Source organism: Streptomyces sp. NPDC003247 (assembly GCF_042888135.1).
GTDB lineage: Bacteria > Actinomycetota > Actinomycetes > Streptomycetales > Streptomycetaceae > Streptomyces.
Window position 1 is genome coordinate 428353 of sequence record NZ_JBIAPF010000005.1, and the last position, 23416, is coordinate 451768.

Below are 23416 nucleotides of genomic sequence, written 5' to 3' on the forward strand. Positions count from 1 at the left end.
TCTCCTTCAGTGGGCGGTCGGGAAGATGACGGGCAGGGCTTCGAGGGCTCGATGGAACGGGCCGGGCCGCCAGCGCAGTTCCGCGGCCGGGACGGCGAGGTCCATCTCGGGCAGAGCGTCGAGGAGGTGGCTGATCGCGGTCTCGGCGATGAGGTAGGCGTGGGAGCGGGCCGGGCAGGTGTGCGGGCCGATGCTCCAGGCCAGATGGGCCCGGTTGCCCGCGATGCCGCCCGGGCCCTGGGTGAGTTCGGGGTCGTTGTTGCAGGCCGCCATGCTGATCACGACCGGCTGGTGGGCGGGGAGCAGGACGCCGTCGACGTCGGTGGGGTGGGGCGGGTAGGTGATGCAGTAGTTCGCCAGTGGCGGGTCGGTGTACAGGACGGTGTCCAGGGCGTCGCGGACGGTGGACTGGCCTGCGTGCAGGGCGGCGCAGAAGTCCTCGTCGGTGAGGATCTTCAGCTGGGTGTTGGTGATGAGGTTGGTGAGGGGTTCGATGCCGGCGCCGTAGAGGGTGACCAGCTGGTGGGCCATCTCCTCGTCGTCCAGGTGCGCCGGATGGGCGAGGAGGCGGGAGGTGATGTCGTCGGCGGGCCGCTGCCGGCGCAGAGCGACGAGTTCGGCGACGGCCTGGCCGAGGATGTGGTTGCCGCGGTCGGCGTCGGTGGCGTCGAAGATGCGTGCCATGCCGTCGGCGATGCGCTGTCCGATTCCGTCGGGGCAGCCCAGTAGACCGCTGAGGACCCGGAAGGCGATAGGCCAGGCGTACTGGGTGAGTAGGTCGGTGCGGCCGACGGCGAGGAAGTCTCCGATGGCGCTGGAGGCGATCTTTTCGACAAGGGCGCGCAGTTCGTGCTGGTCGACGGCGTCGATGCCGGCGGTGTTGGCGGCCCGGTAGCGGGCGTGTGCGGCGCCGCTGCTGCGCAGGGCGTTGGGCCGCCATTCCATCATCGGCCGCACCGGGCACGAGACCGGCACCTGCTGTTGCCACGCTCGCGGGTCGGCGGGGAAGCGGTGCGGGTCGTTGAGGATCCGGCGGGCGGCGAGGTAGCCGATGACCAGTGTGGCCGGAATGCCGGGGGCCAGCTCGACCGGTACCAGGGCGCCGTAGGACGCCCGCATCCGTTCGTAGGCGGGGTGCGGGTCGGCAGCGAAGCCGGGGTCGTACAGCGCGATCCTGAGCGACGGGGCCGGAGGCACGGAGCTGGCGGAGGTCATGGTGTGGGCTCCAGGGTGATGGCTGCGCGGTGCGCGGCGAGGTGTTCCGTCAGCGTGATCAGCGCATGCAGTGAGGAGATACGGTCGCGCGCGTCGCAGCTGGTCAACGGTGTGCCGGGGTCCAGAGCGAGGGCCTGGCGGAGTTCGGCGGGCTCGTGGACGGGGGCGTCGGGGAAGGTGTTGATCGCGACCGCGTACGGGGTGCCCTGTGCCTCCAGCAGGCCCAGGGCACCGTGGCAGGCGTCCAGATTGCGGGTGTCGGCCAGGACCAGGCAGCCGAGGGCGCCTTCGGCGAGGTCCTCCCACAGGGGCTGGAAGCGGATCTGGCCGGGAAGCCCGAACAGGTAGAGGGCGAGGGCACCGCCGGCCATGTGGATGCGGCCGAAATCCATGCCCACCGTGGTGGTGGTCTTCTCCGGCGTGCCGCGCAGGTCGTCGATGCCGACGCTGTCCTCCGTGATCGGCTCCTCCATCCGCAGCGGCCGCACCTCGGACACGCTGCCGATGAAGGTCGTCTTGCCGACCCCGAAACCGCCGGCGATCACGATCTTGGCGGACTGGGTCACCGTGACCGGCACGTACGTGACGGCGCCCCGCGGGTCAGACCAGTTCTCGCAGTCCATCAAGCACCTTCTGCAACAGGTCGTAGTCGGGCTGGTCGGCGACGGCGGCCACCGGGCTGGCCAGGTGGCCGCCGTCCATGAGCGAGGAGACGAGGATCCGGACGGTGGAGGGCGGCAGCTGCAGCGCTGCGGCGATGTCCGCCACGGCCAGTCCGCCACGGCCCGGGGAGAACAGGTGCATCACCCGCCGGGCGTCGAGCCCCAGCGCGTCGGTGGGACCGCTCGCGGCGATGACCACGCTCTCCAGGTGGACGTTCCGGCCCGGACGGACCTGTCCACCGGTACGGACGTAGGGCCTGACCATGTCCGGGTCACGCCGCGGCCCGGTCATGCCGCGGAGCCCCCGCCCGGCTGCGGGACGCGCTCGCGCTCCTCGGTGCCGAGCTGATCGCCCAGACGCACCACCAGCAGCGCCATGTGGTGACTGATCAGGCCGACGTCGGCGTGGGGGCCGGTCGTGACGACCGAGAGCATCGTGTTCTGTCCGGCCGCCGTCGTCAGACCGATGTTCCCGACGCTCTCGATCAGCTGCTGGCGCACGCCCTGGCCGCCGGTGAACTCGTCCCAGGCCCGGCCCGAGGCCCGCAGCGAGGCGGTCAGCGCCGCGAGCTTCTCGCCGTCCTCCTGGCCGATGGTCTGAGTGCGGGCCTTGAGCAGGCCGTCGCCGCTCAGCAGCACGGCGTATCGGACACCCTCCACGGATCCGAGCTGCTCGTCCAGCAGCCAACCCAGGGTGTTCGAGCGTGTGTCCGGCATGTTCAACGTCCTTCGTCAGTGCTGGGAGTGGTGCCTTGCTCGTTGCGACCGCGGCGGCTGCCTTCCATCCAGGCGGCGGCCACGGCCGGGCTGCCCGGTTCGACAGGTGCGGGCGCGGGGCGGGTGTGAGCGGTGGCGGTGTGTGAGGTGCGCCGGCGGACCGTGAGGCCGCTCGCGGTGGTGTCGGGAGCCGACTGCGCCTGTGTCGTCAGCGGGGCGGGAGCCGACTGTGCTGCCGACGGCGTCACCACGGCGAGCGGCTGCGCCGGTCTGGGGGTGGTCAGCAGGGGCTGCGGCAGCACGATGACCGCGCGGGTGCCGCCGTACAGGGACGGAGCCGTCAATTCGACGCGGAAGCCGTACTGGCCGGCGAGGACGGACGCGACCCGCAGCCCGGTCTGCGGGTAGGCGCCCAGCTGGGTGATGTCGTCGTGCTGCCGGCCGGCCATCACCTCGCGTGCCCAGGACAGACGCTCGTCCTCCATCCGCAGACCGGCGTCGTCCACGACCAGGAAGGCTGCGTTAGCCCCGTGCTCCAGGGACACGTGCACCCGCGCGTTGGGAGGGGAGTACCGCAGCGCGTTGTCCAGCAGCACCGCCAGGCTGTGCACGACGGCCTCCACCGCCCGGCTCTCCACCGCGAGGGAGTCCATGTCCGTGTGCTGGATGCGCTGGTATGCCTCGACTCGGCCCATGGCCGCCCGCACGATGTCGGTCAGCGTGGTCGCCGGCCAGCGCCGTGACAGCTTGTCGCCGGCCAGGACGGCATATCCGGAAGCGGTCGACAGCATCTGCTGGGCCAGGTGGTCGATCTCCACCAGCGTGGCGTACGCGTCGTCCGACACGTGACGGCGCACACCGGCGCTGATCGTGCTGCTGAGCTTCGCGGCCCGCTGCACCGTGCTGGAGGCGAACGCCCGCACCGCTGCCCGGGCCACGTCCACGGACTCCTGCCGAGCCTGCGCGATACGGCGCTCGGCTTCCACCCGGCTCTGAGCGAGCTGCTCCTGGGCCGCGCCCCGGACCAGGTGGCCAGTGGTGCTGATGGCAGAACAGACCTGATCGGTGAGGAGGCCCAGCGCGCCGGCGATCGGTGTGCTCACCAACTGCGACGGCACCACCAGGTCAGGCTGGCAGGACTGGCCGGCGCGCGCTGCTGCCTCGGCCGCCGGGACCACGGAACTCGCCATGTGCCCCAGGAACTGTTCGGCGGCCACCAGTTGCTGGCCAAGCCGCTCGGAGTGCTGGTGCAGCCGGTTCGCACGACGCAATTGGGATCGGGCTGTGCGGTGGAAGTACACCGCTGCGCCGGCACCGGGCAACGACGCCAGCAGGGCCAGTACCAGGTCCATTGTCAGGCCCCCGCGACACTCGAGGACACGGACGCGCCTATGACGGCGTCGACGCCGGGGCCGTCAGCGGCGCGTACGTCTTCAGCGGTGACCGAGCCATGGATCGGCGAGGCGGCGAGACGGTCCAGCAGCAGTGCGCTCTGAATCAGCCCCATGTGGGAGAACGCTTGCGGAAAGTTCCCGAGCTGGCGTGCGGCCACGGGGTCGTACTCCTCGGCGAGCAGGCCGAGGTCGCTACGAAGAACCAGCAGGCGTTCGAACAGCGCTCGCGCCTCGGTGATGCGGCCGATGAGGCCGAGAGCGTCCACCAGCCAGAAGGAACAGAGCAGGAAGGCGCCGTCGTCCCCCGCCAGGCCGTCCACTCCGGAGTCGCTCCCAGCCGTCGGATAGCGCCGCACGAGGCCGCTGCCGGTGCAGAGTTCGCGCTGGACGGCGTCCACGGTGCCGATGACCCGGGGGTCACCCGGCGGGAGGAACCCGACCCGGGGAATCAGCAGCAGGGCGGCGTCCAGTTCCGAGGAGCCGTAGGACTGGGTGAAGGTGTTGCGCACCGGGTCGAACCCCTGCGTGCAGACCTCACTGTGGATGGTCTCGCGCAGCTCCATCAGGGCGAACAGGTCGACGTCGAGGGCGCCGGACTCGGCCAGCCGGATCGTCCGGTCCACGGCCACCCAGGCCATCACCTTGGAGTGCACGAAGTGCCGACGCCGGCCGCGGACCTCCCAGATCCCCTCGTCCGGCTCCCGCCAGTGCTCTGCCAGCTGCCTCATCAGCTGCTGGTGCAGGCCCGCCGTGTCACTACAGGGAGCGACACCGGCCTGGTGCGCGAGGTAGAGAGTCTCGACGACCTCGCCGTACACGTCGAGCTGCAGTTGATGCGCGGCACCATTGCCGATCCGGACCGGGGCCGACCCCTCGTATCCGGGGAGCCACGGCAGCACTCGCTCCTCCAAGTCGCGTTCCCCGGTGATCCCGTACATGATCTGCAGGTTCTCCGGATCCCCTGCCACCGCTCGCAACAGCCACCGCCGCCACGCCTGTGCCTCCTGCCGGTGCCCGGTGCCCAGCAACGCGGCCAAGGTGGTGGAGGCGTCACGCAACCAGGTGAAGCGGTAGTCCCAGTTCCGCCCGCCACCGATCTCCTCCGGCAGAGAGGTGGTCGGCGCCGCCACGATGCCCCCGCTCGGCGCGTAGGTCAGAGCCTTCAGCGTGATCAGGGACCGGACGACTTCGTCCAGATAGGGGCCGTCGTATGAGCACTGCTGCACCCAGTCCTGCCAGAAGCCCATGGTTGAGACCAGAGCGTCGTACGGATCCGGGATCTCCGGGGGCGCCGCGTGGGAGGGGCTCCAGCTCAGCGCGAAGGAGACACTTTCGCCGCCGGCGATGGTGAAGGAGCTGACGATGCTGCCGTCCTTCTCGACCTGCTCGGTAGGCGTGTCCAGCCACAGAGCGTCTGCTCCGGCCTCGGCGACCACACGTCCGCCGTCCCCATGAATCCAGGGACTGACGCGGCCGTAGCCCAGACGTGGACGCAGTGAAGAACTCATCTGCACGGCACCAGTCACACCCTCGACAATCCGGATCACCTGCGGCGCTCCATCGCGTGGCGGCATGAAGTCGATCACGCGGACCACACCCGAGGACGTGCGCCACTCGGATTCGAGAACGAGAGAGTCGCCTCGGTAGCGGCGCTGATCGGCGACTGCGGGCACCGCTTCCGTCTCAACCGCGGGGCTTATCCGCCAGGTACCGTGATTCGGTGTGCCCAGCAGCCCGGCGAACACGGCCGGCGAGTCGAAGCGGGGCAGGCACAGCCAGTCGATCGAGCCGTCGTCGCATACGAGGGCAGATGCCTGCATGTCTCCGACAAGGCCGTACTGCTCGATCCGAGGGAAGCGATTCATCGTGTCTGTTCTCCAAAGCGCCGGGGCCGACGTTGAGTTGGACCGGGCTGTGAGGGCGGCGTGCGGATGGCGGGGTGTGCGGCCGAGGAAGGAGTCAGGGAAGCCGAGCGGCCGGAGCCACGGGGTCGGCGATGAAGAACCAGACGTCCTTCCCCGGGTCGGACATGGCCACCGACAACTCGTCGACCAGGGCACGGACGAGGACCAGTCCACGACCGCTCTCCTCGTCGAGGGAATCGCCCGTCCTCTGCACAGGGGGACTGGGGTCCTGGTCACGGACGACGACGGTGATCCCGCCCGGGACGTGCTGGACGAGCAGGCTGGCGGACCGGCACCCGTTTTCGCCGGGCTCGGTGTGCTCCAGCACGTTCGTCAGGAGTTCGTTGACAGCGAAGATCACACGGTCGGCTGCTTCGTCGCTGATCTCCCACCAGGTCAGGTACTGGCCGACGACGCCGCGGACGAGCCCCAAGTGCCTGCTCTCCACGTCGAAGTCCATGGTGAGCTGGCCGCGACTGCTTCTGGATGCGACGCGGACCGAGGCAGTCGTGTCAGGGGTCTCGAGAAGTGCGCTCATCGGTGCTCCGTCCGTTGTGCCGGAAGCTGTACAGCGGGTCGCGGTTGCGGTGTGTACTGGGACCGAACCAATCAGCAACTATTGAGTCAGAGCGCGCCGGGCGCGCGCAGAGGCTGATGCCGAGAGCCGGAAGAGTTCGGCATCACTACGACAGGGAACGAAGATGCCGCAGCCGGAGAAGCCCCTCGACCCTGGTTCCTCCCCGCAGGAATGGTTCGGGTACGAGCTGCGTCTGCGACGCAAGGCAGAGGGCTTGTCAGCGCGGGCGCTTGGACGGTTGGTGCAGGTCAGCGACGACATGATCCTGTCAGTGGAGAAGGGGCAGTACCCCTCCTGCCAGCGAGAGGTTGCGCAGAGACTTGACGAGGTCCTGCGCACCGGAGGGGTTTTCGACCGGTCCTGGCCGATGGTCTTCGGCCGACGCGATGCCGATAAGAAGCCCGCTGATGCCGATAAGCGCTCCGGCGGAAGGCGGAAGGCAACCGTTCAGGTGCGCGAAGGCCGCATCCTGGGGAGAGACGAAGTATCTCCTCGCCCTGGGAGCCAAGAGTCCGTGGACCGTCGTGTGTTCCTCCATGTCAGCGGCCTGGCCGCCATCGCCCCCGTAGATCTGGCCCAAGCCTTCGCCCCGTCCGGACTGACACTGCCCGAGTCGATCGGCGCTCGTGACGTCGACCAGGTACAGGAAGTCGCCGCAGCCGTCAGCGGCTGGGACAACAAGTACGGAGGCGGGGGCATGGTCGGCGACGTTGCCGGCCGGGCCATGCAATGGGCGGCAGGGCTCTTGCAGACCAGGTGCCCGGAGCACCTGAGGTCCGACCTCTTCGCGGCCGTTTCTCGCCTCGGCATCGTCGTCGGGGCCTCCGCCTTCGACTTCTACAACCACGACTACGCCACGAAGACCTTCACGTTTGCCGCTGACTGCGCTGAAGAGGCGGGGGACTGGCACCTGCGGGCCAAGTCCTACAGTTTCCTCGCACGCCAGGCGGTCTGGATCGGCCGGCCCGATGACGGGCTGACCTACGCAGAGAAGGGCCTGGTCCGCTCGGACCGGCTCACCGCGACCGAGCGCGCCATGCTGCACACGGCGCGAGCCAGGGCTTTCGGCAAGCTGGGCAACGTCCGTGACTGCATGGCTGCCGTGGGCGAGGCCGACGAGGCGTTCGCCCAGGCACGCCCGGCCGATGACCCGCCGTGGATGGCGTACTACGACGAAGCCCAGCACAACGGTGACACGGCACATGCACTGTTCGACCTGGCCATCCTTGCGGGCCAGGATCCAGGCCGGGCGGCCCGCCGCTTCGCCACGGCGGTGAAGGGTCACTCGGACGCCTTCAAACGCTCCCGGGCCATCTCCCGTACGAAGCTCGCCGCACTCATCATGGCCAAGGGAGATCCCCGACAGGCCGCGGTGATCGGGCACGACGCCCTGGACGAGGCCGGCCGCCTCACCTCCCGGCGGGCCGCGGACGACCTGCGCCAGCTGGGAGCATTCGCCGGCAAGCACCCCGCAGTGGGGGAGGCGCAGGCTCTGCGCGAGCGCATCGCCGCTACGGTCTCCGTATGACCACATCGGCATCAGCGCCCGCTCGTGGCGCACTTGAGCGGGCGTGCGCTGCCGTCGGCCTCGACTCCCGCGGAGCCGAGCCGATACGGCTGGCGGAGAACCAGACATGGCGCCTGCCCGGACAACGGGTGATCGTCCGCATCGCACGTCCGGGCCAGTCCTCGTCCGCGCAACGCGAGGTACGCGTGGCGCGGTGGCTTGCCGAGAAGTGTGTGCCGGCCGTTCGCCTCGCCGACGTCCGCCAGCCTGTCGAGGCCGACGGCCGCCCGGTCACCTTCTGGGAGGAGCTTCCGCCGCACGAGCACGGCAGCCACACCGATGTCGCGCACCTGCTCCTCCAACTCCACGCGCTACCTGTTCCGGACATCGAGCTGGGATACCTGGATCCCTTCGTTCGCATCGAGGAGCGTCTGCAGGGGGCTGCGACCTTGACCGCGGCTGACCGCGGCTGGCTACAGGGCTTGCACCGAGAGCTCGTCGCGGCATGGCAGGACCGGCCGACGGGCCGACCTGACTGCGCGGTGCACGGTGACGCTTGGCCAGGCAACCTCGTCCGTACTGCCAACGGCCCCCTGATGATTGACCTGGAGCGCTTCTCGCTCGGTCCGCCGGAATGGGACCTCACTTCAACAGCGGTACGGGCGCGTACAACTGGTGCTGTCACCCCCGCTGAGTACGACGAGTTCTGCGCCGAGTACGGATATGACGTAACCGACTGGTCCGGCTATCCGATCCTGGCCGGTGTTCGAGAACTCCGTATGGTTACGTACGCAGCCCAACATGCCGTGAGTAATCCGGAATGGGCTGAGCAGGCGCAGTATCGAGTGGACTGCCTGCGCGGCCGCAGGGGACCGGGCCCGTGGGCCTGGCAGGGGATCATGTGACTGCGCAATGGCCCCCAGTAGGCGGTAGGAATCGTTGTGCCGCAGCTGTCTCGGTTGTGACAAGACGCTCCGTGATCGTTGATGGTGCCGCCGCCTCTTGATCGCCGCAACATGTTCCTGCTTTTGCCTCCTACCCGTGGCCGCCGGCTTGTTGAACGGGGAAACAGCTGCCCAGTAGCGAGACAGCCAGTACTGCCACACCCGCCATGCCGCCTTCGGCGATCGGGCTGCGCTGCGGAGTGAAGCGCAATGTCTGGTGGCCGGCGTCGATCGCCTGGGATGTTCGCATGACGCTGCCTGCCTCCGCAGTGCCGACGATCAACGCACATGGTCTGAGAGAGTCGGACGTGCACAGATGCGACATTCGCTCACGGCAGACAGGAAGCGTGCCGAGATTACTTGATCTCTATCTGAGTTAATGTCAACCTGCAACACCGTCGCAACCGGGTATCAAGGTTTCTGCGATAGACGCTGGCACGGCGAGGAGGTGAAAGGGAGGCGTCTGGCTGCGGCCCGCTGGGTGCGCAACATAGACGACGATCGCCGGTTGGCCAAACCGGCGATCGTGGAGCCCCTTGAAGAAGTAAGTGCTCGGTGGGTCGGTCGTATACCAAATCTCTGGCCCTGCTACCGGTAGTTCGTTAAATCCGGCGGTGGTGTGGGTTGACGTCAGGTCGGGTTGGTCGTAGGCCGGTGGTAGGAGTCAACTGCTCCGCTGGGGGCTGCGTATGACCGCTCGCCGTCCGTGTCCGCCTGCGCCGGGCCCGCTGGAGGACTACGCGGCCCGGTTCGACGACCTCTTCTTCAGCCTCGCCCAGCGGCGGGGCTTTCGCGAGTATCTGACCGGGCTGCTGGCGCCGCGGGAGCGGAACAAGACGATCACCTGCCTGGCAGGGGCGGAGCCGGTGGCAGGTGCGGGGATGCCGGGGGTGCAGCGGCTGCAGTTCTTCCTGTCCGAATCGCCCTGGGAGGCCGAGCAGGTCAACGAGCGGCGTCTTGAGCTGCTGCGTGAGGGGTCGGCGACGGCTCCGCATGACGGCGGGGTCATCGTGATCGACGATTCCGGGGACCGTAAGGACGGCACGGCCACCGCGCACGTGGGCCGGCAGTGGCTGGGCCGGGGGGCCTCGGCTGGGCCTTGGGGCTGGCCTAGGCTGCCGGTCATGAATCCGGCCATGACCAGCGGTGTGACCAATGTGTCCGCCATCCTTGACGCCATGGAGCTGACTTCCGATCCGGAACTGGAGGTCCGGTTCGCGGAGTCGGCCCACCGGATCCTGGCGGACCTGGTCAGTGGAGGTGCCGCGCTGGGCTGGGTCGAACCACCCTCGCGGGATGAGGTGGCGGAACTTCTCGGCTACGTCGTCTCTGCGGTGCAGGCCGGGGATGCGGCCCTGCGTGCCGCTTACCTCGACCGTCGGCTTGTCGGGTTGGGGTACTGGCTCCGCTACGCCCGACCGACCCATCGGCCACACGCCGATCTGGAGAAGATCGCGGTAGATGCTGCTGCCCATGGTCGTGGTGTCGGTCGGGCGCTGACCGCTGCCTTGATCGCTGACGCCCAGGAGGCGGGTATCGAGGTCCTCACCCTGGACGCCCGTGGCGACAACACCAATGCCCTGCACCTCTACCGGTCGCTGGGCTTCGCCGAATACGGCCGTCTGCCCGACTTCGTCGCCGTCGGCGAACACCGCTACGACAAGGTCTTCTACATGCTGGACTTCCGCCAGCAAGGCTGACCACTGCCACACACGAGGGCCCGGCGGCGACCCGCCAGCGCTTCGCGATCTTTCATGCGAAATGATCACGATATGCGTGGTGGGGATGGACTGTTCGAGGTCGAGCCGGTCGAGAAGAAGCGGTCTGGAGGGCGTCCGGCGGCGGTGGACAAGACGTTCCGGGCGTTCGACCCGCACCAGGTCCTGTTGCTGCCTCCGTCGCTGGACGACTGGCTGCCCGAGGGTCGCCTCGCCCGGTTCGTCGCCGACCTGGCCGACGAGGTGCTCGACCTCTCGCCGGTGCTGGCGGACTACACCGACAAGCGCGGCTACCCGCCCTACGATCCCCGGCTGATGCTGCGGCTGCTGATCTACGGCTACACCACCGGCGTCCGCTCCTCGCGGGCGATCGAGCGCAAGTGCACCGACGACGTCGCGTTCCGGTTCCTGGCCGCCGACCAAGCCCCGGACTTCCGCTCGATCTCACGGTTCCGCCGCCGCCACCTGGACGCGCTCGCCGAGCTGTTCACCCAGTCGCTGCGCCTCGCGACCAAGCTCGGCATGGTCAAGATGGGCCGCGTTGCCCTGGACGGCACGAGACTTCAGGCCAACGCCTCCAAGCACAAGGCGATGAGCTACGGCCGCCTGGTCGACAAGGAGGAGCGGATCGAGGCCGAGACAGCAGCCCTGGAGGCGAAGGCCCAGGCGCTGCTGGCCGGCGCGCAGGCCACCGACGAAGCCGAGGACCAGATGTTCGGCACCGACGGCCCCTGAAGGAGCGGATGGCCCGCAAGCTGCGGACCAAGCCCGGCAGGCCGCCTACAGTCGCCGCAGGGCCATCGTCGAACCCGTCTTCGGCCAGATCATGACCTGCCAGAGCGGCCGCCGGCTCCTCCTACGCGGCGAAGACGGCGCCCGCGGCGAGTGGCGCCTGCTGGCCGCCTACCACAACCTCCGCAAGATCTTCCGACACGCCGGAACCGCCGGACTCGCCACCGTGGTCGGCTGATCAGTCGGTCCCCGGCCCCGTCACGGCCCTACCAGGCCGCCCACCTGACGGGCAGAACCTCATCCCGGCCTCACAGGCGCCAACCGGACGCCCGCGACTGATCTCACCGCTCACGGCCTCCCAACCAGTTGCCTGTTACTGACCCACTCTCCTAGCCGCGGCTGCGTCGTCACCGTCGGCTCCGCCGCCGGGCTGACCGGTTCGCTCGCCGACCGGCGCACGGCGCATTCGGCCTCGAAAGGCGGCGTCATCGCGCTGACCAGGCAACTGGCCGCCGAGGGCGCGCCGCACCGCGTCCGCGCCAACTGCATCAGCCCTGGCGTGATCGAAACGGAAGGCTCCCGCGCCAACCTCCTCGCGGAGGACCACTCTGTGCGCGAGATCGCCCGCCACATCCCCCTCGGCCGCACCGGCACACCCGACGACGTGGTCGACGCCGCCGTTTTCCTCGCCTCGGACGAGGCGTCGTACATCACCGGCGCCGATCTCGTCGTCGACGACGGCTGGTCGACGGCCCTGCCCGGCACCGCAACCTGAAAGGAAATCCGCACGTGAACAAGGTCCGCGGCAGCGCCGCCGAGGCCGTCGCCGACATACCCGACGGCGCGTCACTCGCCGTCGGCGGCTTCGGGCTGAGCGGCGTACCAGAAGTCCTCATCCGCGCCCTGCACCAGCAGGGCACCGGGTGCCTTCACGCGTCCACGGCTCTCCGCCGGGGCGGTCATTCCGGCCACCATGAGAGCGGTGGGTGTGAAGGCGGCGGCGGCGAGCGCCGCGATGAGACGGCCGGCCATGAGCACCGGGTAGCTGTCGGAAACCGCGACGACGACGTTGCCCAGGGCGAAGACGAGCATCGCCCGCATCATCAGCCGACGCCGTTCGACCGCTCCGAACAGCGACGCTGCGACGGGACTGGCGAGCGCGTAGGCGAGGGCGAAGACCGTGATGAGCTGCCCGGCCGCGGCCACGCTGACGCCGGTGGTGCCTCCAGCCTCCAGGTGGAGAAGCGTCTGCCTGCCCTGTCGTGAGTCCGTTCCTCCTGGAGACGAGTGCCCGCTTCCTGTCGACCGGATGTGCCTGGTCCAGCGCCGCTGGCGCGACCGTTGATTCCCGGGGCATCCCCTGACGCCCCCGGTCGGCCAGTTCCGGCAGACAGGCCTGTGGTCGATGCGCGCAATGTGTAGTGTGTGTTGTACAACGTTGGCGAAAACTCACCGAAGGTGCCGCGTGCCACGACAGGTCGATACCGAGCAGCGGGTGCACGAGATCGTCATGGCTTCCGTGGCCGCCCTCAGTGAGGGGGGCCTCCCGGAGCTGACGCTGCGGAAGATCGCCAAGCGTATGGGCGGGTCGATCACCCTCATCACTCACTACTTCGCCGACCGCGAGGCTCTGCTTCAGGCCATCTTGGACTACACACTGTCCAACGCCGACGCCTTCCTGCTGGAGCTGGCCTCCATCGAGGACCCCCTCGAAAGGCTCAGGGCCTCGCTCAGGTGGTTCCTTCCGCTGACGGAGGAGAGCCTCGCGCTTGAGAAAGCCCGCGTCGCCCTGGTGGCGTACCGGCACGCAGAGCCGCTCCTCCGGGCCCGGAGCGACGAGCTGGAGCCTGCGATGCGCTCGGTGCTCAGGCACGGGCTGGGGGGATTCGTTCCTGCCGAGCGGCTGGACGCGTCCATCGATCTCGCCCGGTCCTGGGTGTCGGGGATGGCCCTGTCGGCTGTGGAGCACCCGGAGATGTGGACCCCGCAACGGCAACTCGCCACTCTGGACGAGTTCGTCACCCTGCTGATGCACCAGCGACAAGCAGCGCGCGTCGCGGGTGTTGGCTGACCGGAATCCGGGGAGCCCTCCGCCGGCTCGCTCATACGTCCACGAACGCTCAGCCGTACATCGCGGTCAATTGGCCGCCGGGCAGACGGAGACCGCTCACCGTTGTGACTGCCTCGCGGCACGTCTTGGCGCGTATCCGATCCACGAAGCAGGCGGCGCCAATCGCGACCCGTCCGGACCCAGCGTCCGGTGGCCTGGGGTCAAGCCGTGAGCAGCCCAGGCAGCATCCCACCGACGAAGTCGGTCTGCTGTTCCCACGCGCGGGCGAGGCACATGAGGGAGAAGTCGTCGTGATTGCGGGCGATGACCTGGAGTCCGATGGGCAGGCCCGCGTCATCGAACCCGGCAGGTATGGCCAGGGTCGGTGCGCCGAGCAGGGTGGCGGTCGTGGAGACTTCCATCCAGCGGTGGTAAGAGGACATCCGTACACCGTTGATGCTTTTGGGCCAGTCGAGGCCTACCTCGAACGGCATGACCTGTGCCGTGGGGAGGACGACGTAGTCGTACTCCTCGAACAGGGCGTGGAAGGCTCTGTACAGATCGCTGCGCTTCAACGAGTTCGTGCCGACGTCGATGCCGCTGATCGGGCCGTTGCCGTCGGTGCCGGTGGCGAGACCCTCGTACTCGTAGAGAGCCTCGGGCTTCAATAGATCGCCCAAGCCGGCCTCGATGACGGACTTGACACCCATTCCTGCCTGCAGGTGGCGGTAGGTCAGCCAGGTCGGCCACAGGTCCTCGTTGCCGCGGAACGTGCCCGCGGCGGGCAGCCCCTCGACCAGTGTGACGCGCATGCCGAGGTGGATGAAGTGTTCGAGGGCGTCACCGGTGATGTCCATGACGGCCTTCTCCATGGGGAGGTAGCCGCCCAGGTCTCCGAGCCAGGCGACCCGCTTGCCGTGCTGGCTGGCGGTCAGGTCGGTCAGCCGCGCGGGGTCCTCGGTGAGGGACAAGGGCGCCTGACTGTCGTATCCGGACATGGTGCGCAGCAGCAGGGCGAGGTCGAGGGCGGTACGGGCTATGGGACCGTTGACTCCGCCTTGGGCGAGGAACACGTCGCCGCCGGACGAGGGGACGCGTCCGTACGAGGGGCGCAGGCCGAAGACGTTGTTCCAGCCGGGCGGGTTGCGCAGTGACCCCATGAAGTCGCTGCCGTCGGCTACGGGCACCATGCGCAGGGCGACCGCGACGGCGGCGCCACCGCTGCTGCCGCCGGCGGTCCTGGTGGGGTCGTAGGCGTTGCCGGTGGCTCCGTGGACGTTGTTGTAGGTGTGGGAGCCCAGGCCGAGTTCCGGGGTGTTGGTCTTGCCTATGAAGATGGCGCCCGCGGCCCGCAGACGCGCGACGAAGAGGGAGTCGGTGTCGGGCCGTGGGGCACGGTCGAGGGGGAGGAGGCCGTGAGTGGTGGGCAGGCCCGCGACGTCGGCGAGGTCCTTGACCGCGTGCGGGAAGCCGTGCATCCAGCCCAGGTGGACGCCCAGCGACAGCAGGCGGTCCTTCTCCCGTGCCTCGGCGAGGAGTTCGGAGCGGGGGCGCAGCGCGACGATGGCGTTGACCTTGGGATTGACGGCGGCGATGTGGTCCAGATGGGCCCGCATCACCTCCTCGCAGGACACGACGCGGCGGCGGATGGCGAGGGACAGCTCGGCGGCGTTCCAGTACGGGATGCGGGACAGATCGTCCGGGCGCCGGACGTCGCGGGGGCCGCCTTGGCCACCAGCCGGGGTCGGAGAGCTGACAGCGGAGTGCGCGAAGGGACTCGTGATCGTGGCCGGCACCGCGGCCTCGGTGGCGTGTGAGCCATCTTGTGTAGAGAGGTCGGAGCGAACGGTGTCCGTCATGTTCTCGTCCTTTACGGCGCCCGGCGGAAGTAAGTGGCCAACCCGGTGCGGCGGAGGGGTGCGGGGGGAAGGCCGCCGGACCCGGTGAGGGGCCGACGGCCTCTGGCCACCAGTAGGGTCAGAGGGAAGGGTGCCTGGTCCACCAGTCGGTGGACCTCTCGTAGCGGGCGGCGGCGGAGACGACGGCCGCGTCCGCGTGCCGGGGTCCGATGAACTGGAGGCCGACGGGCAGGCCCGCAGGCGTGAAGCCGCAGGGCACAGAGATGGCCGGCAGGCCCGCGTGGCTGGGGCTCTCGGTCAGCCGGTGCAGATGACCCCCGGGCAGTTCGAGCGGCTCCCCGTTGACCGTGGCGGGGCCGCCGGTGTCCCCCGCATGGGGAAAGGCAGGGAACGGGGTGGTGGGGGTGACCAGCAGGTCGAAGCGGCTGAACACCTGGGCGTAGGCCAGGTAGATCTCGGTCTTCGTGTCCCGTGCCGCTCGGCCGACCTCAGCGGGGGACAGAGCCGCCGCCCGCTCGGCGACCTCGGCCATCAGCGGCCACACATCGAGGCCGTTCTCAAGCATCTCACCGACGTAGTTGATGTACTCGGGGCCCCAGTAGGCGACGAAGAACTCCAGCGGGTCCGGGAGGTCGACCTGGAGCTCTTCCACGACGGCCCCGGCGGCCCTCAGCTGCTCCAGGGCGGCGGTGAACACGCGCTGCGTCTCTTTGTCCACCGGTCCGTGCTGGCGCCCCTGGTCGGCCGCGATGCGGAGACCGCTGAGGTCCCCCTCGGCCAGGGCCGCCTCTGCGTAGTGTTCGCCGGTGGCCGGGAGGGAGAAGCGGTCGAGCGGATGGGGTCCCACGGTGACGTCGAGGAGGAGGGCGGCATCCACGACACGGCGGGCCAGCGGGCCCTCCGTGCTGTCCGGCTCGATGTTGTCCCGCAGAGGTATGCGGCCGGTCGAGGGCTTGATGCCGACCGCCCCGCACAGGGACGCGGGGACTCGGATCGAGCCTCCGCCGTCGGAGCCCCAGGCGATCGGGGCGATTCCTGCGACGGTGGATGCGGCGGCACCGCCACTGGAGCCGCCGGCCGCGCGAGAGGGATCCCAGGGGGTGCCCGTGGTTCCGGTCAGCTTGCTCTCGGTGACGCCCAGAAGGCCGAATTCCGGGGTGGTGGTCTTGCCCAGCAGGATCACCCCGGCCTCCTTCAGCCGGGACCAGGTGATGGCGTCCTCGTCGGGCACGTGCTCGGCGTAGGCGACGCAGCCGTAGGTGGTGCGCACACCAGCTGTGTCGGTGAGGTCCTTCACCGTGATCGGAACGCCGTACAGCGGGGGAAGGTCGTCACCGGCGGCGAAGCGCTGTTCCGCCTCCCGGGCTTGCTTGTGAGCCTCGCCGGCGGTGACGGTGACCATGGCGTTCAAGCGGTCGTCCACCTGCTCCGTGCGTTCCAGCGCGGCTTCGACCACCTCGACGGGAGACAGCTCCTTGCTGCGGTACTGACGACCGAGCTCATGGGCGCTGAGCCAGATCAGATCATCGGACACGAGTACTCCCCTCCAGGCTTTTATGAAGCGTTCGCTATACAAACGCCCTGGGATCGGTTACGTCAAGGGGGAGCGAAGGGCGGGTGCGCGATACGGGGGAGCTCGTGCACCCGAGATCGTTTCCGGGCGCGCGAAAGCCTGGGGCGTGATCTTCCGCATCCCTTCGGCGCGGGACTGGTGGACTCGCCGCTCCCGTCTTGACGGCGCTTCATGTGTGGGCCAAGATCGTGCAACGTCTGTTATATGACGGTTCTTTCGTCAAATGAGGGACCTGCCGGCCGTCCACCGCAGACGGATCCGCCGGTCCTCCCGCCCACGCCAACGCGCTCTGGGTAGCGGAGATCGGAGTCGATCGGCATGGGATTCACCCTCAGGGAGTCCACGGGTGCCGTCTGGTCGCAGGCCGGCAGGCCGGCGCAGGCCGACCCGCGCGCCGATTCGACCATTGATCGGGGCGGGGTCTGGCGCGCTCCTCGTGTGCGCTACGAGGTGGCCAACTCCGGTTGGCGGGTGGCCGGCCGCTGGGCGCCCGGCGACACGGCGGAGGTCCTGCTCCGGCTGGGCCGGCTCGATCAGGCGACCGGCTCGTGCCACGGAGGGACACTGGCACAGGGGGCCACCTTCGGATCCGCCTCGGTGTCGTGGACCCACGATCCGACGGACCCGGTTCCCTGGCTCATCACCTCCGCATGGGGGCAGTGCGCCGACCTGCCCGACGAGACCGTCTTGCCCGACCGTGCGGATGTCGCCACGTTCACATCGGAGACGCAGGAGGCGTCCGTCGAGACCGTCGGGCACATCCAGGCGGAACTCCAGGTCGAGGCGACGACCGGCACCACGCACGTGATCGCGCGCCTTCTCGACGTGTACCCCTCAGGCCGGACCCGCCTGATCGTCGAGGGCGCCGAGGTCGCGCACACCCGGTCCTGCCAGGTCCGGGCTGTGGTCGACATGGGCGACACGGCCTACCTCCTGCGGGCCGGCCACTCGCTACGGCTCGCGGTCAGCACCTCCTGCTTCCCGCTCTGCGCCGTCCACCCGGGAACGGACGATGACCTCTGGAGCCCTGGAGCCACCGCCCCGGTACGGCAGACCCTCCACTCGGACCGTGACCGGCCGTCGCTGCTACGCATCTCCGTCCGCGGCGGACGACTGGGACAGGGCAGCTGAACAGCCGAGTCGCTCCGCCCTGGCCGCAGTCCTCGTTCGGTGCCGCCCACGGCCTCAGGTTGCCAGGCTCGGCAGGTTCATCAGCTTCATGAACCGCTCCATGGCAGCCAGCTGCCGATCCCGGGTCCAGGCGTCCGGGTGCTCGATGGCCGTGAGTACCACACCCGCGGTCCACAAGCGGATCAGGTCGACGGTCTCTTCGAGTTCGTCACTGGGGATGAACTCCGCGAGAGCGACCCGGACCAGTGCCCTCATCCCGGGGTCGATCTGCTCCATGTGGTCCGCGACCGAGGGCTCGACCTCACGATGACTCGCGAGCGCCACCCGCGCGCGCTCGATGGTCATCGTCTCCTCATCGAGAGGCAGGAAATACTCGATCGTGGCGCGCAGCCTCTCATGAGGGTCGGAGATCGCCATGAGTTCGTCCTGCTTGCTGCGAGCCTCCGACAGCGTTCGCTCCAGCATCGCGTCGAGCAGAGCGTCACGGCTCGGGAAGTAGTGCGTGACCAAGGTGACGGAGCCACCCAGGCGTGTTCCCACCGCACGCAGCGTGAACTTTGCGAATCCCAGCTCACTCAATACCCGCGTCGCTGCCGTGATGATCTGTTCACGACGCTCTTCGTGATCGACGAAGATCGGCACCGCACCTCCCCTTGAGAACCGTTATACAACGGTGCACATATTACTGACTTCGGCTCGTCAGGGTGAATCTTCGCGAAGTCCCTGAAGGGCCTGGAGCGGTGCCTGTATCCCGTGGTGTGTGAGATATGCGGATGGGGGCGGGCTGACTGCTGTGGGACGTCGGCGCCGGGAATCGGTGCGGATGCAGGCGGCCGAGCTGTTCGAGCAGAAGATCAAGCCGCCGGAGGTGGCACGGCGCCTGCGGGTGAGCCTGAAGTCGGCCTACCAGTGGCACCAGCTGTGGCGGGACGGCGGCGTGCAGGCTCTGGCCTCCCGTGGCCCGAGCGGATCGCGGTGCCGTCTGTCCCCGCGCTGTCTGGAAAAGCTCGCCGGGTATCTGGAGCAGGGGCCGGCTGCGCACGGATGGGTGGAGGACCAGGTGTGGACGGCGGCGAGGGTGGCCACGCTGATCGGCAGGAAGTTCCACCTCTCCTACAGCGTCTCGGGTGCCACGCGGCTGATGCACCGGCTCGGCTTCAGCCCGCAGGTTCCCGCGCGGCGGGTGGCCGAACGCGACGAGAGGGCCGTCCAGGCGTGGAAGGAGGCGACCTGGGCGGAGGTAAAAGAGCCCGGGCGGCCTGCGGAGGCTACATCTGCTTCGAGGACGAAGCCGGCTTCACCCGCAGACCGCCCAGGGGACGTACCTGGGGCCGGCGTGGACAGACCCCGGTCGTGACCGTCAGCGGGCGACGCTCGGGACGGCTGTCCGTGGCCGGGCTGATCGCCATGCGGCCCGGCTTCCGCACCCGGCTGTGCCACCGCCTGCGCACTCACCCAGCGGGCAGGGGCGGGCGCCGCAGTATGGGCGAGCGTGACTTCATCGCGCTGGTCGACGGCGTCCACCAGCTCGTCAAGGCGCCGGTCGTGCTGGTGTGGGACCGGCTGAACACCCACATCTCCCACGCCATGCGGGAGCTGATTGCCGAGCGTGCATGGCTGACGGTGTTCCTGCTGCCCGCCTACTCGCCCGACCTCAACCCCGTGGAGTGGGTGTGGGCGCACGTCAAACGCAGCCTGGCCAACCTCGCCGTCGTCGCCCTGGACCGACTTGAAGCCCTCGTCCGCAACCGACTCAAGCGCCTTCAGTACCGGCCAGACACCCTCGACGGCTTCATAGCCGGAACCGGCCTGACCCTCGACGATCCAGCCTCACCCTGACAAGCCGAAGTCAGTATAGAGGGGTGGCCCAGTGGCGTCGCCGTCCATCGGGTGGGGTCGTGCCTGATGAGCCGTTCGAGGGGCGGGTGCAACGAGTCCGCGTGCGTCGTGCACCCGCCGATCTCACCCTGTCAGGCCCTTGGTGTCGACGACGCCGCCGTGCAGCGGCTCGGGCTCCTCCTTCAGCGCGGCTTTGTGGATCTTGCCGCTCGGGGTGTACGGGAGTTCGTCGCGGAACTCCACGTAGCGGGGCACCTTGAACGATGCGAGGCCCTGACGGGCCCATGTGACGATGTCCTCCGCGGAGAGGCGGGAGCCGGGCTCCCGCACTACGATGATCTTGACTTCTTCGTCGCGGGCGGGGTCGGGGACCGGAACGGCGGCGACTTCCCAGACCCCGTCGAGCGTCGCGATCTGGGCTTCCACCTCGGCCGCGGAGATGTTCTCGCCGCTGCGGCGGATCATGTCCCGGACCCGGCCCTTGTAGAAGTGCTGGCCGTCGGCTTCCTTGACCACGATGTCCCCGGTGCGGAACCAGCCGCCTTCCAGGAACAGCTCGGCGTTGGCCTCGGGCCGGTTGTGGTAGCCCAGCATGATGCCGGGCCCGCGCATGCACAGTTCGCCCGCGGTGCCGGCCGGAACCTCGTCGAAGTTCTCGTCCACCACCTTCGACTCGCGGTTGGGGAAGCAGAATCCCATGCTTCCGTTCCCGGCCAGGTCATCGCGGTCGTAGGGGACGGCGGTCCCGTTGCCGAGTTCGGTGCTGGCGTAGCACTCCCGGCCGCGAATGCCGAAGCGCTGGAGCAGCGGTTCGTAGGCCCAGCCCGGCATGCCCGCGACCGGTGCGCGCTTCATGGCCAGCTTGCCGTCCCGGGGATCCTCGGGGAACTCCAGCATGTCCTCGTCGATCCAGGCGAAGTCGATCTGGAAGTCGTGGAGCCAGCTCATGAACTTGCGGCGACTCAGGCCGGGCGTGATGTACAGCGTCCCGCCCTTGAAGATGGCGAGCATCAGATATGCCTGGTTCTGCATGTAGTAGAAGGGGTGGTCCGCGAGGAGCCGGCGCGACGAGATGTCCAGCAGGGATCCGAAGATGCCCAGTTCCATCCAGTACTCGTGGGTGAGCAGGCACCCCTTCGGGAGTCCCGTGGTGCCCGAGGTGAACTGGATGTTGGTGACCTCCAGCGGGTCGATGTCCGTCCGCCGGTCCGTGGCCGCACTGGCCAGGAGGTCCGTGTAGCTCAGGGCGGCCGGGTTCTCGGCGTCTACGAGGACGACCCTGCTCAGGTCGACCGGTCCGACCCTGCCGTCCACCACGTGGGCCTCGACCAGCGTGCCCTCGCCGACCAGCCAGGTTGCACCCGCGTCGCCCAGGACGAAGTCGATCTCCTTGCTGGTGTACTTCGGATTGAGCGGCACGATCGCGGCCCCGGCTTCCACCACGGCGAACCAGGTGACAGGGAACTCGATGCGATTGGTGATCAGGACGCCCACCTTGTCGCCCGGTGACACCCCCGCAGCCTCCAGACCTGAGCGCAGGCCCGTCACGGCCGACCGGAACTCGGCCCAGCTGAGGGACCTCTGCAGACCCTCGATCTCGTGGAACGCCAGCTCGTCGGGCCAGGTGGCAGCGGCCGTGTCGAGCGCTTCGGGCATCGACTTGCCGCGCAACGACTTGTGCAGGGGGGTGAGTTCAACAGGGAGGAAAGTACTCACGGAGATATCTCCATAGTTATGTAACAGAACGAATATTATCTGCGCGTGGTGAACGCCCGGCGCCGGACAGCCGGTCTCGGATGCCCGGCAGTCCGGCGGCGCGGCGGGGTCAGGCCGTTCTGCGCTTCGGGCGCCAGCCGGGGCGTGGGACCGCGTCGACGAGCGCCTGGGTGTAGGGCTGCTTCGGTGCGTCCAGGACGTCCGCGGTGCGGCCCGTCTCGACGACGCGTCCGTGTTCGAGGACGACGCAGGTCTCGCTCACTTGCCGGACCACACCGAGGTCGTGCGACACGAACATGTAACTGATGTCGGAGGTCTCGCGGATGTCGGCGAGCAGGTTGAGGACCTGCGCCTGGACGCTCACGTCGAGTGCCGACACGGCCTCGTCGAGAATCAGCAGGGCCGGATCGAGTGCCAGCGCGCGAGCGATGGCGACACGCTGGCGTTGTCCGCCGGAGAGCGAGTCCGGGTACTGAGCGGCGTGGCGTTCGTCGAGGCCCACCGACTCCAGCAGCTCGGTGACACGATCCCGGCGCTCGGACCTGCTGCGCAGACCGTGGATGCGGAGCAGCTCGTGCAGCCCGGAGCCGATCGCCTGGCGCGGGTCGAGCGAGCCGTAGGGGTCCTGGAACACCATCTGGACGCCGCGTCGGGTCTTGGCCTTGGCCTGGTCCGGGAGCCGGATCTCGCCGGCGGTGGCTGTCTCGAGGCCGGCGACGATGCGGGCCGCCGTGGTCTTCCCGGAGCCGGATTCCCCCACCACCGCGAGGCACGAGCCCGGTTCGATGGAGAAGGACACGTCGATCAGCGCCGCGCGCTCGCCGTCGGTGCGGCTGTGGAACGTCTTGCAGAGCCCCGTGACTTCGAGAGCCGGCTTCCGCTGGGCGGCGACGGTCACGACACCTGCTCCCGCAGCGGCCCCGTGATCTCCTCGGCTCGGTGACATGTGACGGTCCTGCCTTCCATCAGCCGGCGCTGCGGTACTTCGTTGCGGCACTGGTCCTTCGCGAACGGACATCGGGACGCGAAGGAGCAGCCGTTGGTGACCTCGTAGGCCGCGAGCGGCCGTCCCGGAATGGCGGTCAGCCGCCGGACTTCGGTGGTCGAGGGCCGGGACCTGAGCAGCGCGGCGGTGTAGGGGTGCAGCGGGCGCGAGCAGATGTCCTCGGAGTCGCCCGTCTCCACGACGGTTCCGGCGTACATCACGGCGAGCCGGTCCGTGACCGCCGCGGCCAGGTCCAGGTCGTGCGTCACGAACAGCATCGCCATGTGGTGATCCCGGATCTGTTCCATGAGGATCGCCATCACGTCGGACTGGACGGTGACGTCCAGCGCCGTGGTCGGCTCGTCGGCGAAGATCAGGCGTGGTGACGGCAGCATCGTGGCCACGATCATGATGCGCTGGAGCAGACCGCCGGAGAGCTGGTGCGGGTACTGCTTCAGCCGCTTCTCCGCGTCGGCGATCCCGACGTCGCGCATCAGGGCGCAGGCTTGTTCCAGGGCGGTCTCCTCGCTCATCAGGCCCGTGTGCACCACTCCCTCGGTGATGAACTGGGCGATCGTGCGACTGGGGTTGATGTGCGCGCGAGGGTCCTGGTGGATGAGCGCGACGTCGCGGGACCGGTACCGGGCCAGGTCCCGTCGTCCCAGCCCGTTCACGTCGTGGCCGTCGAACGATATCGATCCGCCGGCCGAGGCGTTGCGGGGCAGCAGACGCATGGCCGCCTTGATCGTCAGCGACTTGCCCGAGCCGGATTCCCCGACCAGGCCCACCGACTCCGCGGCGCCCACCGAGAGATTTACATCGCGTACCAGCGGGCGCTTGGAGCCGCGGTGTTTCACCGTGATGTCCAGGTCTTCGACAGTGAGCAACGAGTG

Annotated in this window: 21 protein-coding genes and 4 pseudogenes; 11 read left to right on the top strand and 14 right to left on the bottom strand. The window is 68.8% G+C overall.

Features of this window, described 5'->3' with window-relative positions:
- Positions 1 to 6: 6 nt before the first annotated feature.
- The 7 genes from ACFYWQ_RS19485 to ACFYWQ_RS19515 all read right to left on the bottom strand — a co-directional run bounded on the left by ACFYWQ_RS19485 (position 7) and on the right by ACFYWQ_RS19515 (position 6430).
- Positions 7 to 1215, bottom strand: a complete 1209-nt coding sequence (locus ACFYWQ_RS19485) for a cytochrome P450 (RefSeq protein ID WP_389518057.1) — start codon at positions 1213 to 1215, stop codon at positions 7 to 9.
- Entirely contained in the window at positions 1212 to 1838 is a 627-nt protein-coding gene (locus tag ACFYWQ_RS19490) for an ATP/GTP-binding protein (RefSeq protein WP_389518058.1), read from the bottom strand. Before ACFYWQ_RS19490 ends, ACFYWQ_RS19485 begins: the two co-directional genes overlap by 4 nt.
- Positions 1816 to 2142: a DUF742 domain-containing protein gene (locus ACFYWQ_RS19495; protein ID WP_389518059.1), complete on the bottom strand. Its 327-nt coding sequence runs from the start codon at positions 2140 to 2142 to the stop codon at positions 1816 to 1818. Before ACFYWQ_RS19495 ends, ACFYWQ_RS19490 begins: the two co-directional genes overlap by 23 nt.
- Positions 2143 to 2165: 23 nt before the next feature.
- On the bottom strand, positions 2166 to 2594 hold the full coding sequence (locus ACFYWQ_RS19500) for a roadblock/LC7 domain-containing protein (RefSeq protein WP_389518060.1): 429 nt from the start codon (positions 2592 to 2594) through the stop codon (positions 2166 to 2168).
- Between the two features lie 2 nt (positions 2595 to 2596).
- Positions 2597 to 3946 (bottom strand): hypothetical protein, encoded by a 1350-nt coding sequence (locus ACFYWQ_RS19505; protein WP_389518061.1) that lies wholly within the window; start codon positions 3944 to 3946, stop codon positions 2597 to 2599.
- Positions 3947 to 3948: 2 nt separating this feature from the next.
- Positions 3949 to 5853, bottom strand: coding sequence for a glycoside hydrolase family 15 protein (locus tag ACFYWQ_RS19510; protein ID WP_389518062.1), 1905 nt, complete (start codon positions 5851 to 5853; stop codon positions 3949 to 3951).
- A 94-nt stretch (positions 5854 to 5947) separates the two neighbouring features.
- Positions 5948 to 6430, bottom strand: coding sequence for an ATP-binding protein (locus tag ACFYWQ_RS19515; protein ID WP_389518063.1), 483 nt, complete (start codon positions 6428 to 6430; stop codon positions 5948 to 5950).
- Between the two features lie 163 nt (positions 6431 to 6593).
- On the opposite strand from ACFYWQ_RS19515, the gene ACFYWQ_RS19520 reads away from it, so the two are divergent.
- The 7 genes and pseudogenes from ACFYWQ_RS19520 to ACFYWQ_RS19550 all read left to right on the top strand — a co-directional run.
- Complete coding sequence (locus tag ACFYWQ_RS19520; RefSeq protein WP_389518064.1) at positions 6594 to 7997, top strand: helix-turn-helix domain-containing protein; 1404 nt, start codon at positions 6594 to 6596, stop codon at positions 7995 to 7997.
- Positions 7994 to 8881 carry a phosphotransferase family protein gene (locus ACFYWQ_RS19525; RefSeq protein WP_389518065.1) on the top strand — a complete coding sequence of 296 codons (888 nt, stop codon included), beginning with the start codon at positions 7994 to 7996 and terminating at the stop codon, positions 8879 to 8881. The genes ACFYWQ_RS19520 and ACFYWQ_RS19525 overlap by 4 nt, the downstream gene beginning before the upstream one ends.
- 728 nt (positions 8882 to 9609) lie before the next feature.
- Positions 9610 to 9987: pseudogene (locus tag ACFYWQ_RS19530) on the top strand (transposase); the annotation flags it as partial.
- A 69-nt stretch (positions 9988 to 10056) separates the two neighbouring features.
- Complete coding sequence (locus ACFYWQ_RS19535) at positions 10057 to 10620, top strand: GNAT family N-acetyltransferase (protein ID WP_389518329.1); 564 nt, start codon at positions 10057 to 10059, stop codon at positions 10618 to 10620.
- 90 nt (positions 10621 to 10710) lie between these two features.
- Positions 10711 to 11608 (top strand): annotated as a pseudogene (locus tag ACFYWQ_RS19540) (transposase).
- A 138-nt stretch (positions 11609 to 11746) separates the two neighbouring features.
- On the top strand, positions 11747 to 12145 hold the full coding sequence (locus ACFYWQ_RS19545) for an SDR family NAD(P)-dependent oxidoreductase (protein WP_389518330.1): 399 nt from the start codon (positions 11747 to 11749) through the stop codon (positions 12143 to 12145).
- Between the two features lie 14 nt (positions 12146 to 12159).
- Positions 12160 to 12300: pseudogene (locus tag ACFYWQ_RS19550) on the top strand (CoA-transferase); the annotation flags it as partial.
- Positions 12301 to 12360: 60 nt separating this feature from the next.
- Here ACFYWQ_RS19550 and ACFYWQ_RS19555 read toward each other — a convergent pair.
- Positions 12361 to 12576 (bottom strand): annotated as a pseudogene (locus ACFYWQ_RS19555) (MFS transporter); the annotation flags it as partial.
- Positions 12577 to 12865: 289 nt separating this feature from the next.
- Between ACFYWQ_RS19555 and ACFYWQ_RS19560 the strand changes: the two are divergent.
- Positions 12866 to 13441, top strand: coding sequence for a TetR/AcrR family transcriptional regulator (locus ACFYWQ_RS19560; RefSeq protein WP_389518066.1), 576 nt, complete (start codon positions 12866 to 12868; stop codon positions 13439 to 13441).
- A 200-nt stretch (positions 13442 to 13641) separates the two neighbouring features.
- Here ACFYWQ_RS19560 and ACFYWQ_RS19565 read toward each other — a convergent pair whose 3' ends face one another.
- Positions 13642 to 15279, bottom strand: coding sequence for an amidase (locus ACFYWQ_RS19565; protein WP_389518067.1), 1638 nt, complete (start codon positions 15277 to 15279; stop codon positions 13642 to 13644).
- Between the two features lie 118 nt (positions 15280 to 15397).
- Entirely contained in the window at positions 15398 to 16813 is a 1416-nt protein-coding gene (locus ACFYWQ_RS19570; protein ID WP_389518068.1) for an amidase, read from the bottom strand.
- A gap of 357 nt (positions 16814 to 17170) precedes the next feature.
- On the opposite strand from ACFYWQ_RS19570, the gene ACFYWQ_RS19575 reads away from it, so the two are divergent.
- Positions 17171 to 17983 carry a CocE/NonD family hydrolase gene (locus tag ACFYWQ_RS19575; protein ID WP_389518069.1) on the top strand — a complete coding sequence of 271 codons (813 nt, stop codon included), beginning with the start codon at positions 17171 to 17173 and terminating at the stop codon, positions 17981 to 17983.
- A 54-nt stretch (positions 17984 to 18037) separates the two neighbouring features.
- On the opposite strand, the gene ACFYWQ_RS19580 is transcribed toward ACFYWQ_RS19575, so the two are convergent.
- Positions 18038 to 18625, bottom strand: coding sequence for a TetR/AcrR family transcriptional regulator (locus ACFYWQ_RS19580; RefSeq protein ID WP_389518070.1), 588 nt, complete (start codon positions 18623 to 18625; stop codon positions 18038 to 18040).
- 151 nt (positions 18626 to 18776) lie between these two features.
- Here ACFYWQ_RS19580 and ACFYWQ_RS19585 point away from each other — a divergent pair, with 151 nt between their 5' ends.
- Both ACFYWQ_RS19585 and ACFYWQ_RS19590 read left to right on the top strand, forming a co-directional pair.
- Positions 18777 to 19340, top strand: a complete 564-nt coding sequence (locus ACFYWQ_RS19585; RefSeq protein WP_389518071.1) for a winged helix-turn-helix domain-containing protein — start codon at positions 18777 to 18779, stop codon at positions 19338 to 19340.
- Complete coding sequence (locus tag ACFYWQ_RS19590; protein WP_389518331.1) at positions 19256 to 19822, top strand: transposase; 567 nt, start codon at positions 19256 to 19258, stop codon at positions 19820 to 19822. The genes ACFYWQ_RS19585 and ACFYWQ_RS19590 overlap by 85 nt, the downstream gene beginning before the upstream one ends.
- 123 nt (positions 19823 to 19945) lie before the next feature.
- On the opposite strand, the gene ACFYWQ_RS19595 is transcribed toward ACFYWQ_RS19590, so the two are convergent.
- The 3 genes from ACFYWQ_RS19595 to ACFYWQ_RS19605 form a co-directional block, all read right to left on the bottom strand.
- Positions 19946 to 21538, bottom strand: coding sequence for a class I adenylate-forming enzyme family protein (locus tag ACFYWQ_RS19595; RefSeq protein ID WP_389518072.1), 1593 nt, complete (start codon positions 21536 to 21538; stop codon positions 19946 to 19948).
- 109 nt (positions 21539 to 21647) lie between these two features.
- A complete protein-coding gene (locus ACFYWQ_RS19600; RefSeq protein ID WP_389518073.1) occupies positions 21648 to 22436 on the bottom strand; it encodes an ABC transporter ATP-binding protein in 789 nt (262 codons plus the stop codon).
- Complete coding sequence (locus ACFYWQ_RS19605; RefSeq protein WP_389518074.1) at positions 22433 to 23410, bottom strand: ABC transporter ATP-binding protein; 978 nt, start codon at positions 23408 to 23410, stop codon at positions 22433 to 22435. Before ACFYWQ_RS19605 ends, ACFYWQ_RS19600 begins: the two co-directional genes overlap by 4 nt.
- Between the last annotated feature and the right edge of the window lie 6 nt (positions 23411 to 23416).

Coding starts and splice junctions, on each gene's coding strand:
- ACFYWQ_RS19510 (WP_389518062.1), bottom strand. CDS start 5,853: ATGAATCGCTTCCCTCGGATCGAGCAGTACGGCCTTGTCGGAGACATG.
- ACFYWQ_RS19525 (WP_389518065.1), top strand. CDS start 7,994: ATGACCACATCGGCATCAGCGCCCGCTCGTGGCGCACTTGAGCGGGCG.
- ACFYWQ_RS19575 (WP_389518069.1), top strand. CDS start 17,171: ATGGGATTCACCCTCAGGGAGTCCACGGGTGCCGTCTGGTCGCAGGCC.
- ACFYWQ_RS19500 (WP_389518060.1), bottom strand. CDS start 2,594: ATGCCGGACACACGCTCGAACACCCTGGGTTGGCTGCTGGACGAGCAG.
- ACFYWQ_RS19495 (WP_389518059.1), bottom strand. CDS start 2,142: ATGGTCAGGCCCTACGTCCGTACCGGTGGACAGGTCCGTCCGGGCCGG.
- ACFYWQ_RS19515 (WP_389518063.1), bottom strand. CDS start 6,430: ATGAGCGCACTTCTCGAGACCCCTGACACGACTGCCTCGGTCCGCGTC.
- ACFYWQ_RS19520 (WP_389518064.1), top strand. CDS start 6,594: ATGCCGCAGCCGGAGAAGCCCCTCGACCCTGGTTCCTCCCCGCAGGAA.
- ACFYWQ_RS19490 (WP_389518058.1), bottom strand. CDS start 1,838: ATGGACTGCGAGAACTGGTCTGACCCGCGGGGCGCCGTCACGTACGTG.
- ACFYWQ_RS19565 (WP_389518067.1), bottom strand. CDS start 15,279: ATGACGGACACCGTTCGCTCCGACCTCTCTACACAAGATGGCTCACAC.
- ACFYWQ_RS19505 (WP_389518061.1), bottom strand. CDS start 3,946: ATGGACCTGGTACTGGCCCTGCTGGCGTCGTTGCCCGGTGCCGGCGCA.
- ACFYWQ_RS19485 (WP_389518057.1), bottom strand. CDS start 1,215: ATGACCTCCGCCAGCTCCGTGCCTCCGGCCCCGTCGCTCAGGATCGCG.
- ACFYWQ_RS19535 (WP_389518329.1), top strand. CDS start 10,057: ATGACCAGCGGTGTGACCAATGTGTCCGCCATCCTTGACGCCATGGAG.